Source organism: Aliikangiella maris, from assembly GCF_040719265.1.
Lineage (GTDB): Bacteria > Pseudomonadota > Gammaproteobacteria > Enterobacterales > Kangiellaceae > Aliikangiella > Aliikangiella maris.
This window is the reverse complement of sequence record NZ_JBFDAH010000026.1, coordinates 37,104-55,807: the sequence shown is the minus strand read 5'-3', so window position 1 is coordinate 55,807 and position 18,704 is coordinate 37,104. Positions and strand designations below refer to the sequence as shown.

The following is an 18,704-nucleotide window of genomic DNA, read 5'->3' as shown; positions in this document are numbered from 1 at the left end:
TAAGATTATTTCACTTCGATAAATACCCCTGAGTCATTGCGTACCAGGGGTATTTTTTATTAGCAAGTACGCATAATTGATAGTGTTGTTAGCCCCAAAAAAATCAGCCCGGTTTCAGTAGTAGCCAAATAAAAACATCCCGCAACCACTAATCAATTTGTCGATTTATCTTGCAAATATTGATAATTGAATCAAGTACTTCATATTTTGTTTCATTGAGCATCTCACCTTTAATTTCACCCAGGCTATCAGCGCAGACATCAGTAGGTCCTCGCCGTTGAACCGTGTCATTAGCCACATAAGCCAGCCCGATTGTACGTAAGAACGTCATACCCGCGACGGGTAACAGCTTAAGTTGCTGCGAATGATAAAAACTCGGATGATTCGGAACTAATGCCGCGCCAACGCCCGCTCCGACCAATTCTACCGCATATTCAACGGTCCGAATTCTAGCGCGAATATTCATTTTTATTCCCATCGGCTCAATCGCCCGCATTAAATCTCGAGTCACCAGACTAGGGCTTCTAAAAATAAAATTTAGTCCATCCAGATCTGATAACGCCAATTCGCTCTGATAACTAAGCGGATGCCCCGGAGGTAACGCCATTAGAAACTCATCTTGCCAAAAAGGTAAAAAGGTTTCTTGAGGGCGGAGCATATTAGCAGCGATGATACGAGCATCACATGAGCGTTTTTCGGGGTCAACCAAGGTCAGCTCTAACCCGTCGACAGAATCTATAATTTCTTTGATTAGATGACTCATTCGAGATGCACCTAGAGCAGCAACGACACCTAGACGGAAAGGTCGTATTGCCGCTTTTTGCTGAAAGATTTGTTTAATTGACTTGGCCTGTCCAGTTAACTGCTTCGATAAAGGATACAAACGGTGCCCTGCCTCAGTTGCACTGACCCCTCGAGCATGCCTTATAAACAGCGCTTCGCCCAAATATTGTTCCAGACTTTGAATTGCTGCAGAAATCGATGGCTGCGATACAAAACTATGTTTAGCAGCGGCACTAATGCTTTCCTGTTCATAAACCGCTTCAAAATACCTAAGCTCACGCAAATCCATAACAAAAACCTATATCTAATATCAGAAAACAATAATATTCCTTTAGCTAAAAAATAGCTATAGTGCACCGCAAATTCAAGTTTACAGTTGTTTTTAAAGACATTTTTCAGAGATAACCGACTATGGCAAATCAACAAAATATTGAACAGCTTTTTGAAAATATGTGGCAAGATTACTTGGCACTCAATCCAGATGCATTAAAAATATTCCAATTATTTGAGCAAAAAGATACGGTTGTTAATGATCACGTTGCCTTGAGAACTTATGGTGTACCGGGACTAACCGTAGAAGAAATTGCTAAACCATTAATTAACGCAGGATACCAGTCTGCAGGTGAATATGATTTTGCTCAAAAGAAACTACGTGCCCAACACTTTACTCACCCCGATATGCCACTGGTTTTTATCAGTGAACTCAAAGTTGAAGAGTTTTCGGCAACAGTCCAATCAATAATTGCAGAGTTAGTTTCACAAATGGATATGTCTGTTATCGCGCAACCAGACTTCTTATACTCCGGACGTCACTGGGAAATTAGCTACGAAACCTATCAAAAACTGTTAGCCGAAAGTGAATATGCAGCTTGGGTTGCGGCCTTTGGATTCAGACCAAATCATTTTACAGTTTCAATCAATCATTTGACACAGTTTGAGAACATTTCAGCTGTTAATCAATTTTTAAAGGACAATGGATTTGCATTGAATACTTCTGGTGGTGAAATTAAAGGGACACCCGCCTCTTTTCTGGAGCAGTCATCAACCATGGCTAATTCGGTTGAGGTAACCTTCAGTGATTGCAAAAAACAAATACCCAGTTGTTTCTATGAATTTGCACAACGGCACAAGATGGCGAACGGCGAAATTTTTAAGGGATTTATCGCTTCATCTGCAGATAAAATTTTTGAAAGTACTGACAGCAAAGCCGCTTAAATTTGCTATACAGGGCACTGGCAACTTAAAGCGCCCTGTTTCCAACTAAAACGCATCAGCGCACCTGTATTAACTATTTGACTTATTATTCTTTACTTATATTGATTTAGCTTATATTTACTGCCTTATATTCATTTACTCTATGTTAGGATTAATAATCCTAATAGAATAGCCTAGCATTCTAAATCAGTTAAGGTTAGATAGATTTTACAGTTGGTCAACCCGACAGACACCGCTATAATGCTCCACCAAAGCTTAACGCACCCACTACTCCACCTTAAATTTGAAATTTATCTAACCTTATGAGCGATACAATTCACCGATTTTTATTTGATAATGATGGTATTCGAGGTCAACTGGTCAAGCTCGAAGAGTCGGCCCAAAGACTAATTAACGGCCATCAATATCCCCCTTTTATTGCCGACCTTTTATTTCAGGCAGCAACTATCAATGCGCTATTAGCGACAAGTTTAAAATTTGAAGGGCGAGTGTCACTTCAGCTTCAGTCTTCGGGTCCATTAAAAATGCTCATTGTGCAAACAACACACGAACTCGACTATCGAGGGTTGGCTCGTTTTGATGAAGAAACAGATTTCACCGACTTTTGTTTTAAAGATATCGTTTCACAAGGTCACCTGGCCATTACGATTGAACCCACTCAAGGTAAACGCTATCAGGGTATTGTACCTCTTGATGGAGAAACGCTTACTCAATGTGTCGAAAATTATTTTATGCAATCAGAACAGTTGGCAACTCGTATATGGATATTTACCAATGAAACGCAAACATGTGGTTTGCTATTACAAGCCTTACCGGATATGCAGGACGAAAAATCTTTTGAGCACTTGGGTTATTTGGCCTCAACTTTAAGCCAAGCTGAAGCACTCAGCGAAAGTGCTGCGACATTATTTCATCGCCTATTTCATCAAGAGAGCGTTCAGTACTTATCGGTAAACGAGGTGCATTTTGTGTGTAGTTGTAGTCAGCAAAAGATGCTCGACTCGTTGAATCTTCTGCCCAAAAGTGAAATAAACGAAATTTTAAGTGAAGAAGGGTTTATCGAAATTAAATGTGAGTTTTGTCTGGATCAATTTCAGTTTAGCGAATTTGAAATTAAAGCCCATCAAAAAGCAAGCCAGCAGGTTAATAGTAATACAACTCATCACTAGCGGTTAGAGCAGACAAATACGGGTAAAATTTAAATAAAGCATTTAACACTAATTCAACGCTTTACACCTGACATATTATTGTCAGGCGTATTACACTAGCACCTAAAATTTGGTCCAGCTTTATGCTCAAGGAGTATTTATGTTAACACTCTATACTTTTGGTTCGTATCTGGGTATGCCTGATCCCAGTCCTTTTGTTTTAAAGGTCGATGCCTATTTGCGTTTAGCCAATATTGAATTCGCGGTAAAACCGGCATTAACTAATTCCAGACGTGCGCCCAAAGGTAAATTGCCTTTCATTAAAGACAATAATAAAACGGTTGCAGATTCGCAGTTTATTCTTGAGTACCTCGAATCTTATTATGATGTACAGTTAGATGCCCATCTGACTGATGAGCAAAAAGCTACGGCTTATTTAATCACTAAGTCTCTTGATGAAAACTTATATTTTATTTTGGTGTATTCTCGCTGGTATTGTGAAAAAACCTGGCCCCAGGTTAAGCAAGCATTTTTTGGTAAGTTTCCATTTCCCATTAAACAAATCTTACCGAATGTTGCACGTAAAGGTGTTTTAAAAACCTTACACAATCAGGGGATTTCACGCCATTCACGCAATGAAATCGAACATATTACGGCACGTTCATTTCAGGCTCTAGCAGATTTAATTGGCGAAAAACCTTTTATCTTTGGTGATAAACCTTGCTCTTTAGATGCCACTGTTTATGCATTCCTTGCCGAATTTATTTTAGCTGAGCTGGATAATTCTTTTAATAGCTTAGCCAAACAACACCAGGGATTAGTTAAATACTGTCAGCGGTTTCAGCAAACTTACTATCGTGATTGATAATGCACAGGATATTTAAACGACTTGCGCTAAATTAAACCCCTATTTTTGATTAACTACACGACTTATAAATCACTATGTTACTTTTGATTGACTGCGCTACGAAATGAATTTCGTTTGCGCAGTGTGTTATCCAACAATTCAGCTTGATAAATACGATAGTTAGCAAAGGTCTCCGCGAGCCCCTCGACCAATACCGACTCGCGTTTTACATTATAAAAAATATTATCACGATAAAAATTTAGCTTTAATGATTTACCCAATGCTAGAGAATGTCGCTTAACTATTCGTTTAGTCTCGACAAACTCTGTTGTTTCAAATTGAATACTAACCAAGAAATCTCGATAAAAAACCTGGCTATCTGAGCTAACATTGATATTACCACCCTCAACAATTTCGCCAATATAACGTCTGCTCACATTGACAATGCGTGTTTCTGATGATGGAATAATTATTCCACTAAAGTTCAAATCAACACCCAACTTTACTCGTAACCGAGGATCAATCGTAAAGTAGCTGCTACGATCTTCGAATCGATAAATTTTGTCTTGATATTTTTTAAATAGCAACGTGATACGATGTTTTAACTTTTCAACTGCCAATGGATTTGATTGCGCTTGATAAGAAACCACTTGCTGATATTTTTCTGCTTTCTCAGACTGAATAGTCAATGAATCCGTATAATTAAAAAGTGGATAAGTTGTCTTATAGTCAAAATTCGGCATAACCGAAGAGTGAGTTTTACCAATAGGGCTGTACAATCCCAAAATAATAAAAGCAGCGATTGTACAAAACAATATTTTGCTGCAGGATGATTCCGTTTTTGACATGCTCAATTATTTCCTTGATTCGACTGCGGGGCAGTTTATACAAGTCAATAAATAATGCCCAGCAACTATACTAAGACGAGATAAAGCAGGTTTAAATAAATCATCATCATTTATTTAAACAATCATTTTTTTCATGCTGTTGTCATCAAACTGAATAAGCAGGCTGTTCAAGACGCATTTCTTCAAATATTAAGACGCAATTAAAACCACAAAAAAAGCAGCGTAGAATCGCATTCTACGCTGCTTTAAGTTTTATTTGCCAATCTATTTAATTAGCAAGTTTCAAGTTTAACCTATCAAAACTGATAGCATAAACCTGGAATGCAACTTAACTAAAGTCGGTAATTTTACGATGAATTTCTTCGACACTAGTATGTCGAACATCTTTGCCTTTTACCAAATATACAATATATTCACAAATATTCTTTGTATGATCACCAACACGCTCAAGAGCTCTGGCACACCAGGAAATTCGAAGTGCGTTTTTGATTTCTCTGGGATCTTCCATCATTTTTGTAATCAGTAAGCGTGAAATGTTATCAAACTCTTCGTCAATTACTCGATCACTTTTAATAATTTCCAAAGCCGCAGCAACATCCATTCGAGCATAAGCGGTTAAAGCTTTATTAAGGATTTCAATGACATGCTCACCCAGATGTCTTAACTCAATATATTGACGGGCATTTCTTCCATCATCGGATAACTTACGCGCATTCTTACCAAGTTTTACCGCTTCATCACCAATTCTTTCTAAATCAGTAATGGTTTTAATAATACTCACCATCAAGCGCAAATCACTCGCGGCAGGTTGGCGTCTGGCCAAAATCTGAGTACAGGCTTCGTCAATATCAACTTCCATTTGATTGACTCTAACATCGTCATCGACCACATGTTGTGCCAGCGTCAGATCAGAGTTGAGAAGACTGGTAAGCCCTTGTCGAACCTGCTGCTCGACCAGGCCGCCCATTTTAAGTACCTGGTTACGGACTTCTTCAAGCTCTTCGTTAAATCGCTTAGAAATATGTTGTGTTAAATGTAAATCGTTTTCCACTTAAACCTCCTTACCCAAAACGGCCAGTGATATAGTTTTCTGTCAAGGTGTGCTGAGGATTGGTAAATATTTGTTCAGTTTTGCCCATTTCAACCAGTTGTCCCATGTGGAAATAAGCCGTTGTTTGCGAAACCCTTGCAGCTTGCTGCATAGAGTGGGTAACGATAGCAATGGTATATTTTTCTTTCAGCTCATCAATTAACTCTTCAATAACCGCAGTCGCTATTGGGTCCAATGCAGATGCGGGTTCGTCCATCAAAATAATTTCAGGACTAACAGCAATGGTTCGAGCGATACAAAGTCGTTGTTGCTGACCACCCGAAAGTCCGGTTCCAGGTGCATCCAATCGGTCTTTAACCTCTTGAAACAAACCTGCGCGCTGCAAACTGTTAATAACAATTTCATCTAATTCTGCTTTATTGGCCGCTAATCCGTGAATTTTGGGACCGTAAGCAACATTTTCATAAATTGATTTCGGAAATGGATTTGGCTTTTGAAAAACCATCCCAACTCTCGCTCTCAGTAAAACCGGATCAAGATTTTTTGCGTAAATATCTTCGCTTTCAAGTAACAAGTCGCCGGTTACTCGACAAATTGGAATCGTATCATTCATACGATTTAAACAACGCAAAAAAGTCGACTTACCACATCCAGACGGGCCTATCAAAGCGGTTACCTGGTTTCTGGCTAAATCGAGACTGACATTATTGATTGCTTGTTTTTCACCATAATAAACGTTGACATTTCGCATCGACATTTTGGCATCTTCAGCAAACACATTACCTACTGTTTCACCCACCTCGATATCCTGAGAGATGAGATTGTCGGAAAAAGCTATATCTTTCATCATGCTAACCTACACGCGCTTTTCAAATTTCTTGCGCAGAAACGCTGCGGAAGAGTTCATAATCATTAAAAATCCTAAAAGCACTAGTATTGCTGCAGAAGTTTTTGCAACAAATGCTCTTTCGGGGCTATCCGCCCATAAAAATATCTGCACAGGCATTACCGTAGCAGGATCCAACACACCGCCAGGTACATCTACTATAAAGGCAACCATACCGATCATCAATAGCGGGGCTGTTTCTCCAAGCGCTTGAGCCATACCAATGATAGTACCGGTAATAATTCCCGGCATTGCCATTGGCAAGACATGGGAAAACGCAACTTGCATTTTCGATGCACCAAGTCCTAAAGCGGCTTCTCTGATTGACGGAGGCACTGCTTTTATTGACGCTCGACTGGCAATAATAATTGTGGGCAATGTCATTAAGGTCAGTACAATTCCCCCAACTAACGGGGTTGAGCGGGGTAATCCAAATAGATTAATTATGACGGCAAGGCCGAGTAAACCAAATACAATTGAAGGTACAGCCGCCAAGTTGTTAATATTGACTTCAATAAAATCAGTCCAGCGATTTTGCGGTGCAAACTCTTCCAGATAAATAGCAGCAGCGACACCTAAGGGAAAAGATAGCAGTAAAGTAACCATCATGGTGAGCAAAGTTCCCATTAATGCACCTTGTACACCTGCCAGCTCTGGTTCTCGCGACACTCCCGTTGAGAAAAAGTCAGTATTCCAGCGCTTTTCGATTAGCCCCGCGTCATACCACCCCTTTACCCAGTTAGCCTGCTTTTCACTAACTCTAACGCCAGCTTCGCCGCTAACACCAACTTCTTTTAAGTAACTATCGATATCATCATCGAGCTTAACCCAGACTTGTGCTTTTTTTCCAAGTAACTCTGGCGACGCAATTAACGCATCTTTAATTCTAAATTCGGCATTTGTGCTAACCATTTTGGCAAATTCGCGTTTATCCCGTCGGCCAGAAACCTCGGGATTCATTACTTTCAATGACTCTTTGAGCACTTTACGATAATCCGCACTTTTTAATGCTTCAATATCTAAAGATTCCAGATTTAACCAGTCAGCACGATAGTCTATCTCTAACTTTACCCAGTGTTGATGAAATGCCGGAAGCGCTTTCACCACAATATCGGAAATTAAACTGAAAACGAGTAAAAAACCTAAACTAACCGAAAGTAATCCCGCCGTTTTAAAAATGGTTTCATTGCGATGACGACGCGTCAGACTTCGTTTTACTTTTTCGGTAGTCGCTGAACGATTCATAGAGCTACTCGCTTGTGAGCTATTTTGTTGGTTAGCGGAATTAGTCATACTGCTCTCGGTATTTTCTTACAATTTTCAGTGCGATAACATTCAGTGCCAAAGTCGTGACAAATAGCATCAGCCCCAGTGCAAAAGCTGCCAATGTTTTTGGACTGTCAAACTCTTGATCCCCGGTGAGTAAGGCAACAATTTGCACCGTTACAGTAGTCACTGAGTCGAGCGGATTAGCGGTTAAATTAGCTGCCATCCCAGCCGCCATTACAACAATCATGGTTTCACCAATCGCTCGCGAGATAGCTAGTAGAAAAGCACCAACAATACCTGGTAAAGCCGCGGGCAGCAGAACTTTTTTGATCGTTTCTGACATGGTTGCGCCCATGCCAAGGGAACCTTCTTTTAATTCCTTGGGAACAGCATTAATGGCGTCATCTGACAAAGAGGAAACAAACGGGATAATCATAACCCCCATGACCAACCCCGCAGCTAGCGCACTTTCTGAAGCAACATTTAACCCAAAGTACTCTCCGGCATCTCGCACAAAGGGAGCAACTGTTAACGCCGCGAAGAAACCGTAAACAACTGTTGGAATACCCGCTAAAATTTCCAGCATGGGTTTAGCAAAAGAGCGTAACCTTTCTGAGGCATATTGTGACAAGTATATTGCGGTCATCAGGCCAACAGGCACAGCCATCAACATGGCAACCAAAGTAATCAGCATTGTGCCAGCAAATAAAGGAATGGCACCAAATGCCCCTGAAGACCCAACCTGATCCGCACGCATAGCAGTTTGCGGGCTCCACTCAAGACCAAATAAGAACTCCCAAGGAGGAACCGCACTAAAAAAAACGATGGATTCAAAAAGTACTGACAATACAATACCAAGTGTGGTCAGTATGGCGATAACAGAACAGCCAACTAAAATGCGTAAAACGATTTTTTCAATGGCAACCCGGGCTTGAAATTCAGTATTGTAGCGACTGACAATATACAACACCGCAGTAATACATATGAGAAAAATCATCGCACTTTTCATCCAGCTTGCATTGGTAACCAGTTGCTGCATGTGCTGCGCGGCAATGAATTTAGGATCAGTTACGTTACCTGCAAAAGTTTCTGCCAGTTGAGAATCTTGTGAGAGAATTTTTATATCATTTAAATACAGACTGAGTTCTGCACGGGAGAGCTCTTGAATACTTTGTGGTAGCTGATTAACCAATAGCCAGTTAATAACGTTGCTTTCGAAAGAACTCCAAATCACCAATGTGATTAATGCTGGAACACCACACCATAATGCAGTGAGCAAACCAAATTGACGTGGTAATGACACCAGTTTTTTTACTTTGGTTATTCCTCCGGCAACCTGAATTGCGCGGTGCATCCCGTACCAATAACTTAACAGAGCAAGGAACAATACAGCAAATATCAAAGTCGATGATGTCATAAATCAATCCCAAAAAAATTTGAGACAGCATCTCATGAAGCCATCCCAAATTTATTTTTATTTTTTAGAGCTAATATTAAAGTGAAAGCTCTTTTAAAGATAAAACGTTCTTTCTAATTTCTTTTAAAGTATCACCACCCAGCGGAATTAATCCTTTATCTGACAGGTATCCTTCATCACCCATTGCCGCTTCGCTAGTGTACTCGGTTAAAAACTCTTTAATACCTGGAACTTTACCAACGTGTGCATTTTTAACGTAGAAGTAAAGTGGACGAGATACTGGATAAGAACCGTCTGCGATAGCTTCAAATGAAGGTGCTTTACCGTCAACAATTGATCCTTGTAACTTGTCTGAATTTTGATCCAAGAAACTAAATCCAAAAATACCTAAAGCTTTAGGATTAGCACTTAATTTTTGAACAATCAGGTTGTCGTTCTCACCCGCTTCAATATAAACATGATCTTCACGAACTGAATGACAAATTTCTTTGTATTCTTTCTTATTTTTCTTTTTGATAGCTTTAATCCAGCTGTAAGATTTACAACCACCTTCTAAAACCAGCTCAGCGAATGCATCACGAGTACCAGAAGTCGGCGGAGGACCTAAAACTTCAATTTTATGTGCAGGTAATTTTGGATTGATTTCATTCCAAGTTTTATAGGGGTTTTCAACTAATTTTTCGCTGCCATCTTGTGCAGGTACTCTCTTAGCTAAAGCCAAAAATAATTCTTTACGAGTAATTTGTAGTTGATTGGCTTCTTTTGAATTAGCAATGACGATTCCATCATAACCAACCAATACTTCGGTAATACTGGTAACACCATTCTTTTGGCACATTTCAAATTCGCTCTTTTTCATGCGACGAGAAGCGTTTGACATGTCAGGCGTATCGATACCAGTTCCTGAGCAGAACAATTTCATTCCGCCACCAGTTCCTGTTGATTCGATTTTAGGCGTTTTGAATTCGGTACTTTTACCGAAACGCTCGGCAACAACGGTTGAAAAAGGATATACCGTTGATGATCCAACAACACTGATTGTATCGCGTCCAGCAGCAAGCAGACTACTTGAAGCTGCCGCTAAGATTAAAGCCATTGGTAATAGTTTCATTAGTTTCCCCATAGTATGGACATATTTAATAAGCGCAATCATGTTATTGAGATATTGTGACGATTATATGAATGAAATGTGACGGTTATATTACAAATGAACATGATGTAATTAAAAAATTACATCTATACCGACTATCTAATAACCAGATACAACATTATTGTCACTTTTAATGCCAAATTTAACGGGTAAATTTGGCATCTTTATGACAATTTGTAATTTATTTGGTGGCGATTCGACCAACTAAACGCTGAGTTTGTTTAAGTGAAATCAGGTGGGCATAAATGGGGGCTAATAAACCTTTTTGACGTAGATCCAGAAATTGTTCATCAGACAGCTCGTTAAGTTTTTTCTCGTTGACCACATAAACGCCAGTAATATTTCGCTTATCTTCACCAACTTCAAACGAGAAACCTTGCTCTTCAAGCAACTCCAGATCTTGTAACATCTTAATGAAATTGCGAGTCAACACTGCACACTGATAATAATTTTCCAGCGTACGACGGCGCTTGGATAAATATTCGGTTTCTTTACCTTCCTCATCATACAGCGCTTCACCTTCCGATTCACTCACAGCTTCGCTATCTGTAACAATCGTAATCGAATACTTATTTTGATCTTCTGGATGAGGCACTAGTGCTAAAGGATAATGCGTATAGCCGGCAGGAATAAATGGTCCTTGCCAAACGCCCTCTTTAACTAAAAGGTTTTCACCTTCTTTCAATCCCAGTAATGCTACACATAAAAAATCGTCATTTTCTGAGTTTTTAACAAAAACAACCGGTAAATCAGAAGCCGCATTTGGAATTTCATGCATAATCACTGGCGCAATATGGTGATTAGCCAAATGATTGAAGTTTTGATTGACCTTCAACTTGGTATTTTTATGGTCTTTATTATTGAGTTGAGCTAGATTTGACTGCATTTTATTCTCCACAATAGCACTAATTTATTGTTATTAGAGCACTTTTAATTAAACTTTCGATACAACAGACTCATCAATTTAAAGTTTTAAAGCATCGATTTATACTATAAAACCGCATTAAATCCCGATTACCAAGGCTACACTTCACAAGTGACTTTGAAAATACAATCACTCGGAAGTCGGCGGAATGAGGGCAAATGCATGAATCTTTGACTTGGTGAGCCTACCATTAGTGGGTCTGATTTCAAATAGTAAAATGAACTAAATTTTTTGGGATATGCAAAACAGGTAATCCAGGGTACGCAGCAACATTAGTCTCATCATTGTTTTGCCAAATATCCTTACCAATACAAACTATTATGACTGTCTAAATAAAAGAGTTAACGGAAGAAAAAGCACGGCAATAGATTCAAACGACTAATACAACATCGCCAGTTGATTAACTGGCGAGTTTTTCATATTCGATAGTTCGATATTTTGGAAAATAAGCGGTGAATGTCGAACCTTTACCTAATTCACTTTGGATATCTAAAAATCCACCATAGTTTTCCAAAATGTGCTTTACAATTGATAGCCCTAAGCCCGTACCACCTATCTGGCGCGAACGATTGACATTGACTCGATAAAAACGCTCAGTTAATCGAGAAATATGTTCAGGCGCCACGCCTTCGCCGTTATCCGTAACACTAAAATAGGTATAGCCATCTTCTTTGCGTTGCCAGCGAACAGTAATAGTTGAGCCTTCGGGAGAATACTTAACAGCATTACTCAACAGGTTTTGGCATAAACTATACAGTTCACTTTCTACCGCTTTAATTTGCAGCGTCGGATCGATGTCTACTTCAATTTGATGGGTACCTTTTGCCTTGGTCTTTTTAAAATCGGTGACCAATTTCTGAATTAATCCGGGCATATCAATCATCACCCCAGACTCACGATCGTAGCCCTTCTCTTCGAGCTTAGATAAAGTCAGCAAATCATCAAGAATTTTCTGCATTCGAGACGCCTGACGGCTGGCATTGCCGATTTGCTTACGCACCATATCTGACATATCTGGCTCACTTTCAAGCAACTCAAGATAACCAGTAATCACCGTTAATGGTGTGCGAAGTTCATGTGAGGCATTCGCAATAAAGGCTTTACGCAATTTATGCACAGCGATTCGCTGGCTAATGTCTCTGGCGGTAATCAACTTTTGCTCTTCGCCAAAGTCAACACAAGTCACCGATAAGGTTTTACGTTGATCAATGGGGGACTCCATTTCCAGTCTGGCTGGCGACTCTTCAGACTCAATTAATTCCTGTAATTTTGGATCGCGAATCAAGTTGTCGATACGCTGCCCTAAATCACGCCGTTTTTCGATACCTAATATTTCTTCCGAAGCCTGATTAGTCAGTTCGATTTCGCGGTGAGAGTTTATTACAACCGTGGCTTCAGGCAATGCTGCAATAGTTGCTTCAAAGCGTCTTGCCATATAACTTAAACGCCGCTTGCGCTCTTTGTTTTTACGCTGTGCATAGACAATGTGCTGTACGATAAGCTGCCATATACCACTGGTATCCAGTGCAAACTGATTTTTTGCGCCCAGCCTTATCCACCGTTCTAGCGCTCGTATCTGTACTAGCATCCAGGTTACATAAACCAGACTGCTTAAAAAAATTGCCAATCCCCAATAACCGGAAATCAGACCGAATAATATCGCTATAACCGCCAAGACGAATATACGAGAAATTTCGATAGTCCACGCGTTGCTCATTGAGCTAATTCCCACTGCTTAAGCTGGTTTCTTTTGAGTAAACATATATCCCATACCGCGCACCGTTTTGATGAGCGAATCTTTACCAAACGGCTTAAGAATTTTTCTTAATCGTAGCACATGAACATCCACTGTTCTCTCTTCGATATAAACCGCTTGCCCCCAGACAAAATCCAATAGCTGGGCGCGAGAGTATACTCGATTCTTGTGTTCGATAAAAAACTGTAATAAAGAAAATTCGGTATGACCAATATGTACATCCACATTATCAATTGAGAGCTGATTGGTAGCCAGATTCAACTCCAGCCCCTCTGAAATAATCATGTCATCTTCATTGGCTTGTGAAGTACGGCGCAACAGAGCTTTGATTCTTGCCATTAATTCTTTGATACCAACAGGCTTAGTCAAGTAGTCATCAGCACCACAATCAAGCCCTTTGACTTTATCCATTTCTTCTACTCTAGCGGTCAACATGATAACTGGCAAATCGGCTAATATTTCATCTTTGCGTAGCCGTTTAATGAAATCGATACCGCTTTCGCCAGGCATCATCCAATCTACAATTAATAAATCTGGACGATTTCTAGCCAGAATTTCTCGAGCAGCCGCGGCATTATCAGCCTCTTGAATGACATAACCGTCACGTTCTAGTGCATAGCGCAACATCTCTCTGATGGGTTGTTCATCTTCGACTAATAAGATTTGCTTTGGCATTTATTTATCCACTCGTTAGTAATGAGTCTGTAATAAGAGTTAAACCAATTATTAAATTCTGTCATCAAGCAGGCTTGGCATGTAAATTTAACAATACGGTCACGTTTAAATCACTAGGCGCTATTTTTCCTGCTAATCATGACAAAATTATGACAATTCATATTAAATACAGTGGGTTGTTAAAAAAATGTCATATTTGACGAACCTTGAAATAACTATATGACAAGCGAAAATAGTCTATTTATGACACAGTTTGTGACACATCAAGGCCAATTATTCTCATAATCTTTACAAAATTCATTTTATTTTAATTAGCTTTAACTAATATTTGATTCGGGTGTTGACCCGTGTATTATTAGGGGATCACTGAATATTATATTGAAGATGAGAACTGCTTTATAGAAATGGCCTTAAAAATAATGTAGGCATTTCAATTTATCGTCTTCTTTTAATATAGATATTACTATATACTACAGTAACTTAGGCAAATAAATTAAATTACTTCAACGATTCTGACCGATCTATGCTAATTAATATAACAAAAGTTGGAAAATTTAAGCGGTAAAAATAAGATCATTATGGATTATTCAAAAAGTCTACAGTTGAAAATCATCACGGACCGTAAAAAATTTGCAGAAGTCAAAGCATTTTGGTTAAATTTCAAGCAAGAAACACAAATTAAATTTTATAATGATTTTTATTTTTATCGGGCTTATTTTAAACATCTAAAGCACCCAGACATAACCCCTTTTTTAGTTTTAATCTATGAGGGTGAGAACCTGATAGGCATACTCCCTTGGGAAAAGCGCTCGGTAGGATTGGGGGTCTATCAAATAGGCACCTTGTCACATCCTCATGTCGATCTTAATGACGCTTTGTTTGTTGATAATAAAAGTACCTTAATATTGCAAGCAATAACAATGCTGAAGTCACAGACTCCTGCAATTTGTCTATTTAGTCTGCCAAAACTTCGCCAAGATAGCAGCTTAAGTCAGCTTTTGATTAACCAAAATGCGATTGACACTTTTCACTGGCAAACATCTGAGTCAAAGTTTATTGAATTTCAACAAACACCTTTAATCGAAATATTACCTAAAAGACATTTAAAAAATGTTAATCGACTCATTCGCAAAGCTGAAAATATTGGTGATGTAAAATACTCCTTTATCAAAGGTGAAGATATTACGCCTGAACAAATAAAAGAATTCCTCGATTTAGAAGCGTCAGGCTGGAAAGGTAAACAAGGTTCGTGTTCAGCAATTAGTCTAAATAAAGATTTAATCGGTTTTTATCATTCACTATTTAACAATAGTAAGAAGAATATTCAACTCAATTGTTATCATCTGGACGGCCAACTACTGGCCGCACATTTTTGCTTTATTAATGGGGGAACAATTTCTTTGGCGAAAGTTTGCTATCGTCAAGAATTTTCAAACCTTTCTCCTGGTCATGTACTCATTTACAAAGCCATGGAAAATGCACAACTCGAAGGAAAAGTAACTAAAATCAGCTTTGTCACTGGACCAGGGTGGTTAGCCCCTTGGAAACCTAGTACTAAAGTGGTTGAGACTTATACTTTTGCGTTAAATCCAATGAGCAAGTTGTATTTTAACGGGGCCAAATTTTTTAGAAGTGCCATTAACTGGTATCACAAAATTAAATCACCTACTACACCAGCAGCACCTCATTAAAAAACTTCAACAAAACAATTTTCAGCCACCAGCAATTTAAAGTCGCAAATTAAGACTCAAATAACACTCGCAGATAAAGTCAAACCAAGTAGCATCTTGCTTTTAAAAACTGGTTAGAGTCAGTTAAACTAAGCCAAAAACTAGCGTTTTTTTGGCTCTACATACTCATACTGAAAAGGACACATCACGCCCTTCACACAGCTCTCTACCAACTATTTGAACACAACATCTAATGATTTTTAGCCTGTTTACGTCCAAAAATACTTCGCCAGATTAAAACCGGTAAGCGTAGTTTTTCCAATATCCACCAACTGACCATCGAGCCAACCATCCCAGCGAAGAATGCCAGCACAATTGAATCAACTTTAAAGATATGAATAAACATATAGATCAAAATGCCGTTAAAGATAAAAATATAAAACGTTGCTTCAGCAATCATATTTAATAAGGCTTTAAAGACACGAGGAATCATAATTGAGCGGACAAAAGGTAAAGTCACTGACCCCAAAACAATCCAAAGCGCTTTTGCTTTAAACTCTAAATCATTACCCATTGCCAAAGTTAAAACGTAGGTATCAATAAAAGCAAAAACGGTTCCGGTTACCGCCATTAATATGCGCTTAGCAGTGGAATCAGCCAGATAAATACACCAACCCAGCCAAATATGGGCAATAAACCGAATAGGCACTAAATCGTTTAAATGCGCAGTTTCCCAGACAAACGGATAAACCGTTCGAATTCCAATAAAGCCCACTAGCAATAAATAAGAATAGAACCAGGCATTTTCTCGCATTAACTGCCTGATACTTTTAAAACTAAATAAAATACCAATAATGATGAAGCACTGTGCCAATATTTGAACAAACCAAAAAGGGAATATGACAGTAATTTTTGCACTGATTAAATTCGCATACAGCAAGAGCACATCCAGCTCGACAGCACGATTCCAAGCAAAATATACCAGCGTCAATAAATAATAAGGGACCAGCAAACTTGATGCATATCTGGCAAAAGATAACCATGCTCCCTGTTCTTTAAAATCTTCCAATCGAAAACGAGCCATATTAAAGCCGACTAAGAAAATGAGTAAGAAAGTAGGCCCACTTAATATTTCAACTCCTGCATGAACTAGTACAACACTGATAATGGCCAATGCTCGCAAAAAGATACTCATTTCTAGTGAAGTCCAAAATCCACTCTTTTGAGTTTTGGCTTTTTCCAATTCTGCGACAGTTAATAATTCCCAATGTTGCGGCAAAACCCCCAAATACTTCTCCAGCAATACCGAAGCCTGAACAAAATTCAGCGAATCTCCGCCCAACGATTTGAACGTACTGTCGTGAGTGACCGACTGACCAGAAAAGAGATCTTGATAAATATTCATCACACTCGTCAACGAAGATTTGCGCTTGACCCGCTTTGGAGTGTACGACTGGGCGATAACCTTACGCTTGATTTTGCCAGTTTCAGTTTTTGGTAATTCGGCTAAAAATTGCACCTTAATTGAAGCGCGCGCGTTGATCCCCTGCGACAATAAAGTGTCATGAACTGCTGCAATCAACGATTCATCAGACTGCTCTTGCTGAGATTTCACAACAAGAAAGCCTTCACCGCGTTGCTCATCCTTAATTCCGACAATCGTCACGGGTCTGCCATCAATGACTTTATTTACCGCTTGTTCTATCAGTTCCGGAGAAACCTTAACTCCACTACAGTTGATCAAATCATCAGAACGACCATCAAAATATAGAAAGTCCTCTTCAAAATGTCCTGTATCATTAGTGGCCAACCAGCCATTATTATCAACCAACGGAACTAAATGACCATCTTGCATTTGTCCTAATGCCAAATGATCACCGCGAAGGCAAATATTCGCATCTTGATTAATCTTGACTTCAACATTACCGACAGCTTTGCCAACAGAGCCCAATTTTTCGTCAGCGACTTCGGAAATATTCAATAAAGTTGAACGAGATGCTTCGGTTAAACCATAATGCTGGACAATACAGGCATTAGTAAAAAGTTGTTTCATTCGCAACTTTTCTTCAGCACTCATCCATTGGCTACCAATTTCAATCCAGCGTACTTTGTGTGCGAAAGGTTTAATCTGCTCATCTTGAGACAATAAAATTCGCCATAAACTCGGCACTGCAGATATCGCATTTATTTCATCTGTAGCTAACATGCGGGTAATTTCGCTTAAATTGAAGCCATTTTCGGGAATATAAAACTGGCCTCCAGCTTGGGCAACTGCACGGCATCGTCCTAAACCAAAGGAGTAAGTCACTGGCACGCCAATGTATTCTCGAATGGTTGAGTCAGGTTTCATCATATTGTTTAAACGAGCAGTCACATCGGAAAGTGCGCGATGAGAAATTACGATAGCTTTTGGAAGACCTTCTGTACCGGAAGAAAAAATAATCTGAGCCGGCGTATTATCATGACAATCTGTCAATTCAAAACTTCCCCAACCTCCGCCACTTTCAGGCGTGATCTGTTTATGGATTGGTCCTAATAATTCTGCAAGCCTTTCACTTGATTCATTTGTAATTGCAAAGACTTCCTTTCGTCGATAGCATTCAAATACCTGTTTTACAAAGTCAACCGAGCTGACCTTTTTTATTGTTGTAATTTTTATATTTTGCATATTTTCAACTTTTCTGTACTCAGCAGTACAACCCCTTTTAATACGGTTAATTTGCTCCATCGATCAGATACAAACAATCAACTAACTGAATTAATCACTGATTAAACAACAGTTTCAGATACGGGATAACTGATAGTCATCACTTGAACTTAATTTTGGTGTCTCGCTTAAACTTGATATTTCAACTTGCTAAATTTATCCAGTGGCCAATTCTAATAGAATCAGCCGCCGATTTATACTGATTGCCCCAAATACCAGATATCATGACCTTATAGCGAGGTTAAAATCACTTAAAATATTCGATTCATCAAATAATAATATACCTCATCTAGCTGATAAGATTTATTGTGTTAAAACTATTCAGTCTAGCCGTAAAAAATAACAAAATTTGATTTA

Annotated in this window: 15 protein-coding genes; 4 read left to right on the top strand and 11 right to left on the bottom strand. The window is 39.0% G+C overall.

From position 1 onward, the window contains the following. Positions 1–148 precede the first annotated feature (148 nt). A complete protein-coding gene (locus ABVT42_RS18425) occupies positions 149–1,072 on the bottom strand; it encodes a LysR family transcriptional regulator (protein ID WP_353897320.1) in 924 nt (307 codons plus the stop codon). A 122-nt stretch (positions 1,073–1,194) separates the two neighbouring features. Here ABVT42_RS18425 and ABVT42_RS18420 point away from each other — a divergent pair, with 122 nt between their 5' ends. The 3 genes from ABVT42_RS18420 (at position 1,195) to ABVT42_RS18410 (ending at position 4,011) form a co-directional block, all read left to right on the top strand. Continuing rightward, entirely contained in the window at positions 1,195–1,998 is an 804-nt protein-coding gene (locus tag ABVT42_RS18420) for a DUF1338 domain-containing protein (RefSeq protein WP_353897321.1), read from the top strand. Between the two features lie 302 nt (positions 1,999–2,300). After that, complete coding sequence (gene hslO / locus ABVT42_RS18415; protein WP_353897322.1) at positions 2,301–3,167, top strand: Hsp33 family molecular chaperone HslO; 867 nt, start codon at positions 2,301–2,303, stop codon at positions 3,165–3,167. A 139-nt stretch (positions 3,168–3,306) separates the two neighbouring features. Next, positions 3,307–4,011, top strand: a complete 705-nt coding sequence (locus ABVT42_RS18410) for a glutathione S-transferase family protein (protein ID WP_353897323.1) — start codon at positions 3,307–3,309, stop codon at positions 4,009–4,011. Positions 4,012–4,091: 80 nt separating this feature from the next. On the opposite strand, the gene ABVT42_RS18405 is transcribed toward ABVT42_RS18410, so the two are convergent. The 9 genes from ABVT42_RS18405 to phoB all read right to left on the bottom strand — a co-directional run bounded on the left by ABVT42_RS18405 (position 4,092) and on the right by phoB (position 13,970). After that, a complete protein-coding gene (locus tag ABVT42_RS18405) occupies positions 4,092–4,841 on the bottom strand; it encodes a hypothetical protein (RefSeq protein ID WP_353897324.1) in 750 nt (249 codons plus the stop codon). A gap of 328 nt (positions 4,842–5,169) precedes the next feature. Further along, on the bottom strand, positions 5,170–5,892 hold the full coding sequence (gene phoU, locus ABVT42_RS18400; protein ID WP_353897325.1) for a phosphate signaling complex protein PhoU: 723 nt from the start codon (positions 5,890–5,892) through the stop codon (positions 5,170–5,172). A 10-nt stretch (positions 5,893–5,902) separates the two neighbouring features. Next, a complete protein-coding gene (gene pstB / locus ABVT42_RS18395; RefSeq protein WP_353897326.1) occupies positions 5,903–6,742 on the bottom strand; it encodes a phosphate ABC transporter ATP-binding protein PstB in 840 nt (279 codons plus the stop codon). Positions 6,743–6,748: 6 nt separating this feature from the next. After that, a complete protein-coding gene (pstA, locus tag ABVT42_RS18390; RefSeq protein WP_353897327.1) occupies positions 6,749–8,071 on the bottom strand; it encodes a phosphate ABC transporter permease PstA in 1,323 nt (440 codons plus the stop codon). Continuing rightward, entirely contained in the window at positions 8,064–9,464 is a 1,401-nt protein-coding gene (gene pstC / locus ABVT42_RS18385) for a phosphate ABC transporter permease subunit PstC (RefSeq protein ID WP_353897328.1), read from the bottom strand. Before pstC ends, pstA begins: the two co-directional genes overlap by 8 nt. Positions 9,465–9,540: 76 nt before the next feature. After that, complete coding sequence (locus tag ABVT42_RS18380; protein ID WP_353897329.1) at positions 9,541–10,575, bottom strand: PstS family phosphate ABC transporter substrate-binding protein; 1,035 nt, start codon at positions 10,573–10,575, stop codon at positions 9,541–9,543. A gap of 220 nt (positions 10,576–10,795) precedes the next feature. Then, the gene (locus ABVT42_RS18375; RefSeq protein WP_353897330.1) at positions 10,796–11,500 is read right to left on the bottom strand and encodes a SapC family protein; all 705 of its coding nucleotides are present in this window, start codon (positions 11,498–11,500) and stop codon (positions 10,796–10,798) included. A 439-nt stretch (positions 11,501–11,939) separates the two neighbouring features. Continuing rightward, a complete protein-coding gene (phoR, locus tag ABVT42_RS18370) occupies positions 11,940–13,256 on the bottom strand; it encodes a phosphate regulon sensor histidine kinase PhoR (RefSeq protein WP_353897331.1) in 1,317 nt (438 codons plus the stop codon). Positions 13,257–13,274: 18 nt separating this feature from the next. After that, the gene (gene phoB / locus ABVT42_RS18365; RefSeq protein WP_353897332.1) at positions 13,275–13,970 is read right to left on the bottom strand and encodes a phosphate regulon transcriptional regulator PhoB; all 696 of its coding nucleotides are present in this window, start codon (positions 13,968–13,970) and stop codon (positions 13,275–13,277) included. Positions 13,971–14,548: 578 nt separating this feature from the next. Here phoB and ABVT42_RS18360 point away from each other — a divergent pair. Continuing rightward, positions 14,549–15,661 (top strand): GNAT family N-acetyltransferase, encoded by a 1,113-nt coding sequence (locus ABVT42_RS18360; protein ID WP_353897333.1) that lies wholly within the window; start codon positions 14,549–14,551, stop codon positions 15,659–15,661. Positions 15,662–15,890: 229 nt separating this feature from the next. On the opposite strand, the gene ABVT42_RS18355 is transcribed toward ABVT42_RS18360, so the two are convergent. Beyond that, a complete protein-coding gene (locus tag ABVT42_RS18355; RefSeq protein WP_353897334.1) occupies positions 15,891–18,308 on the bottom strand; it encodes an AMP-binding protein in 2,418 nt (805 codons plus the stop codon). Positions 18,309–18,704: the final 396 nt, after the last annotated feature.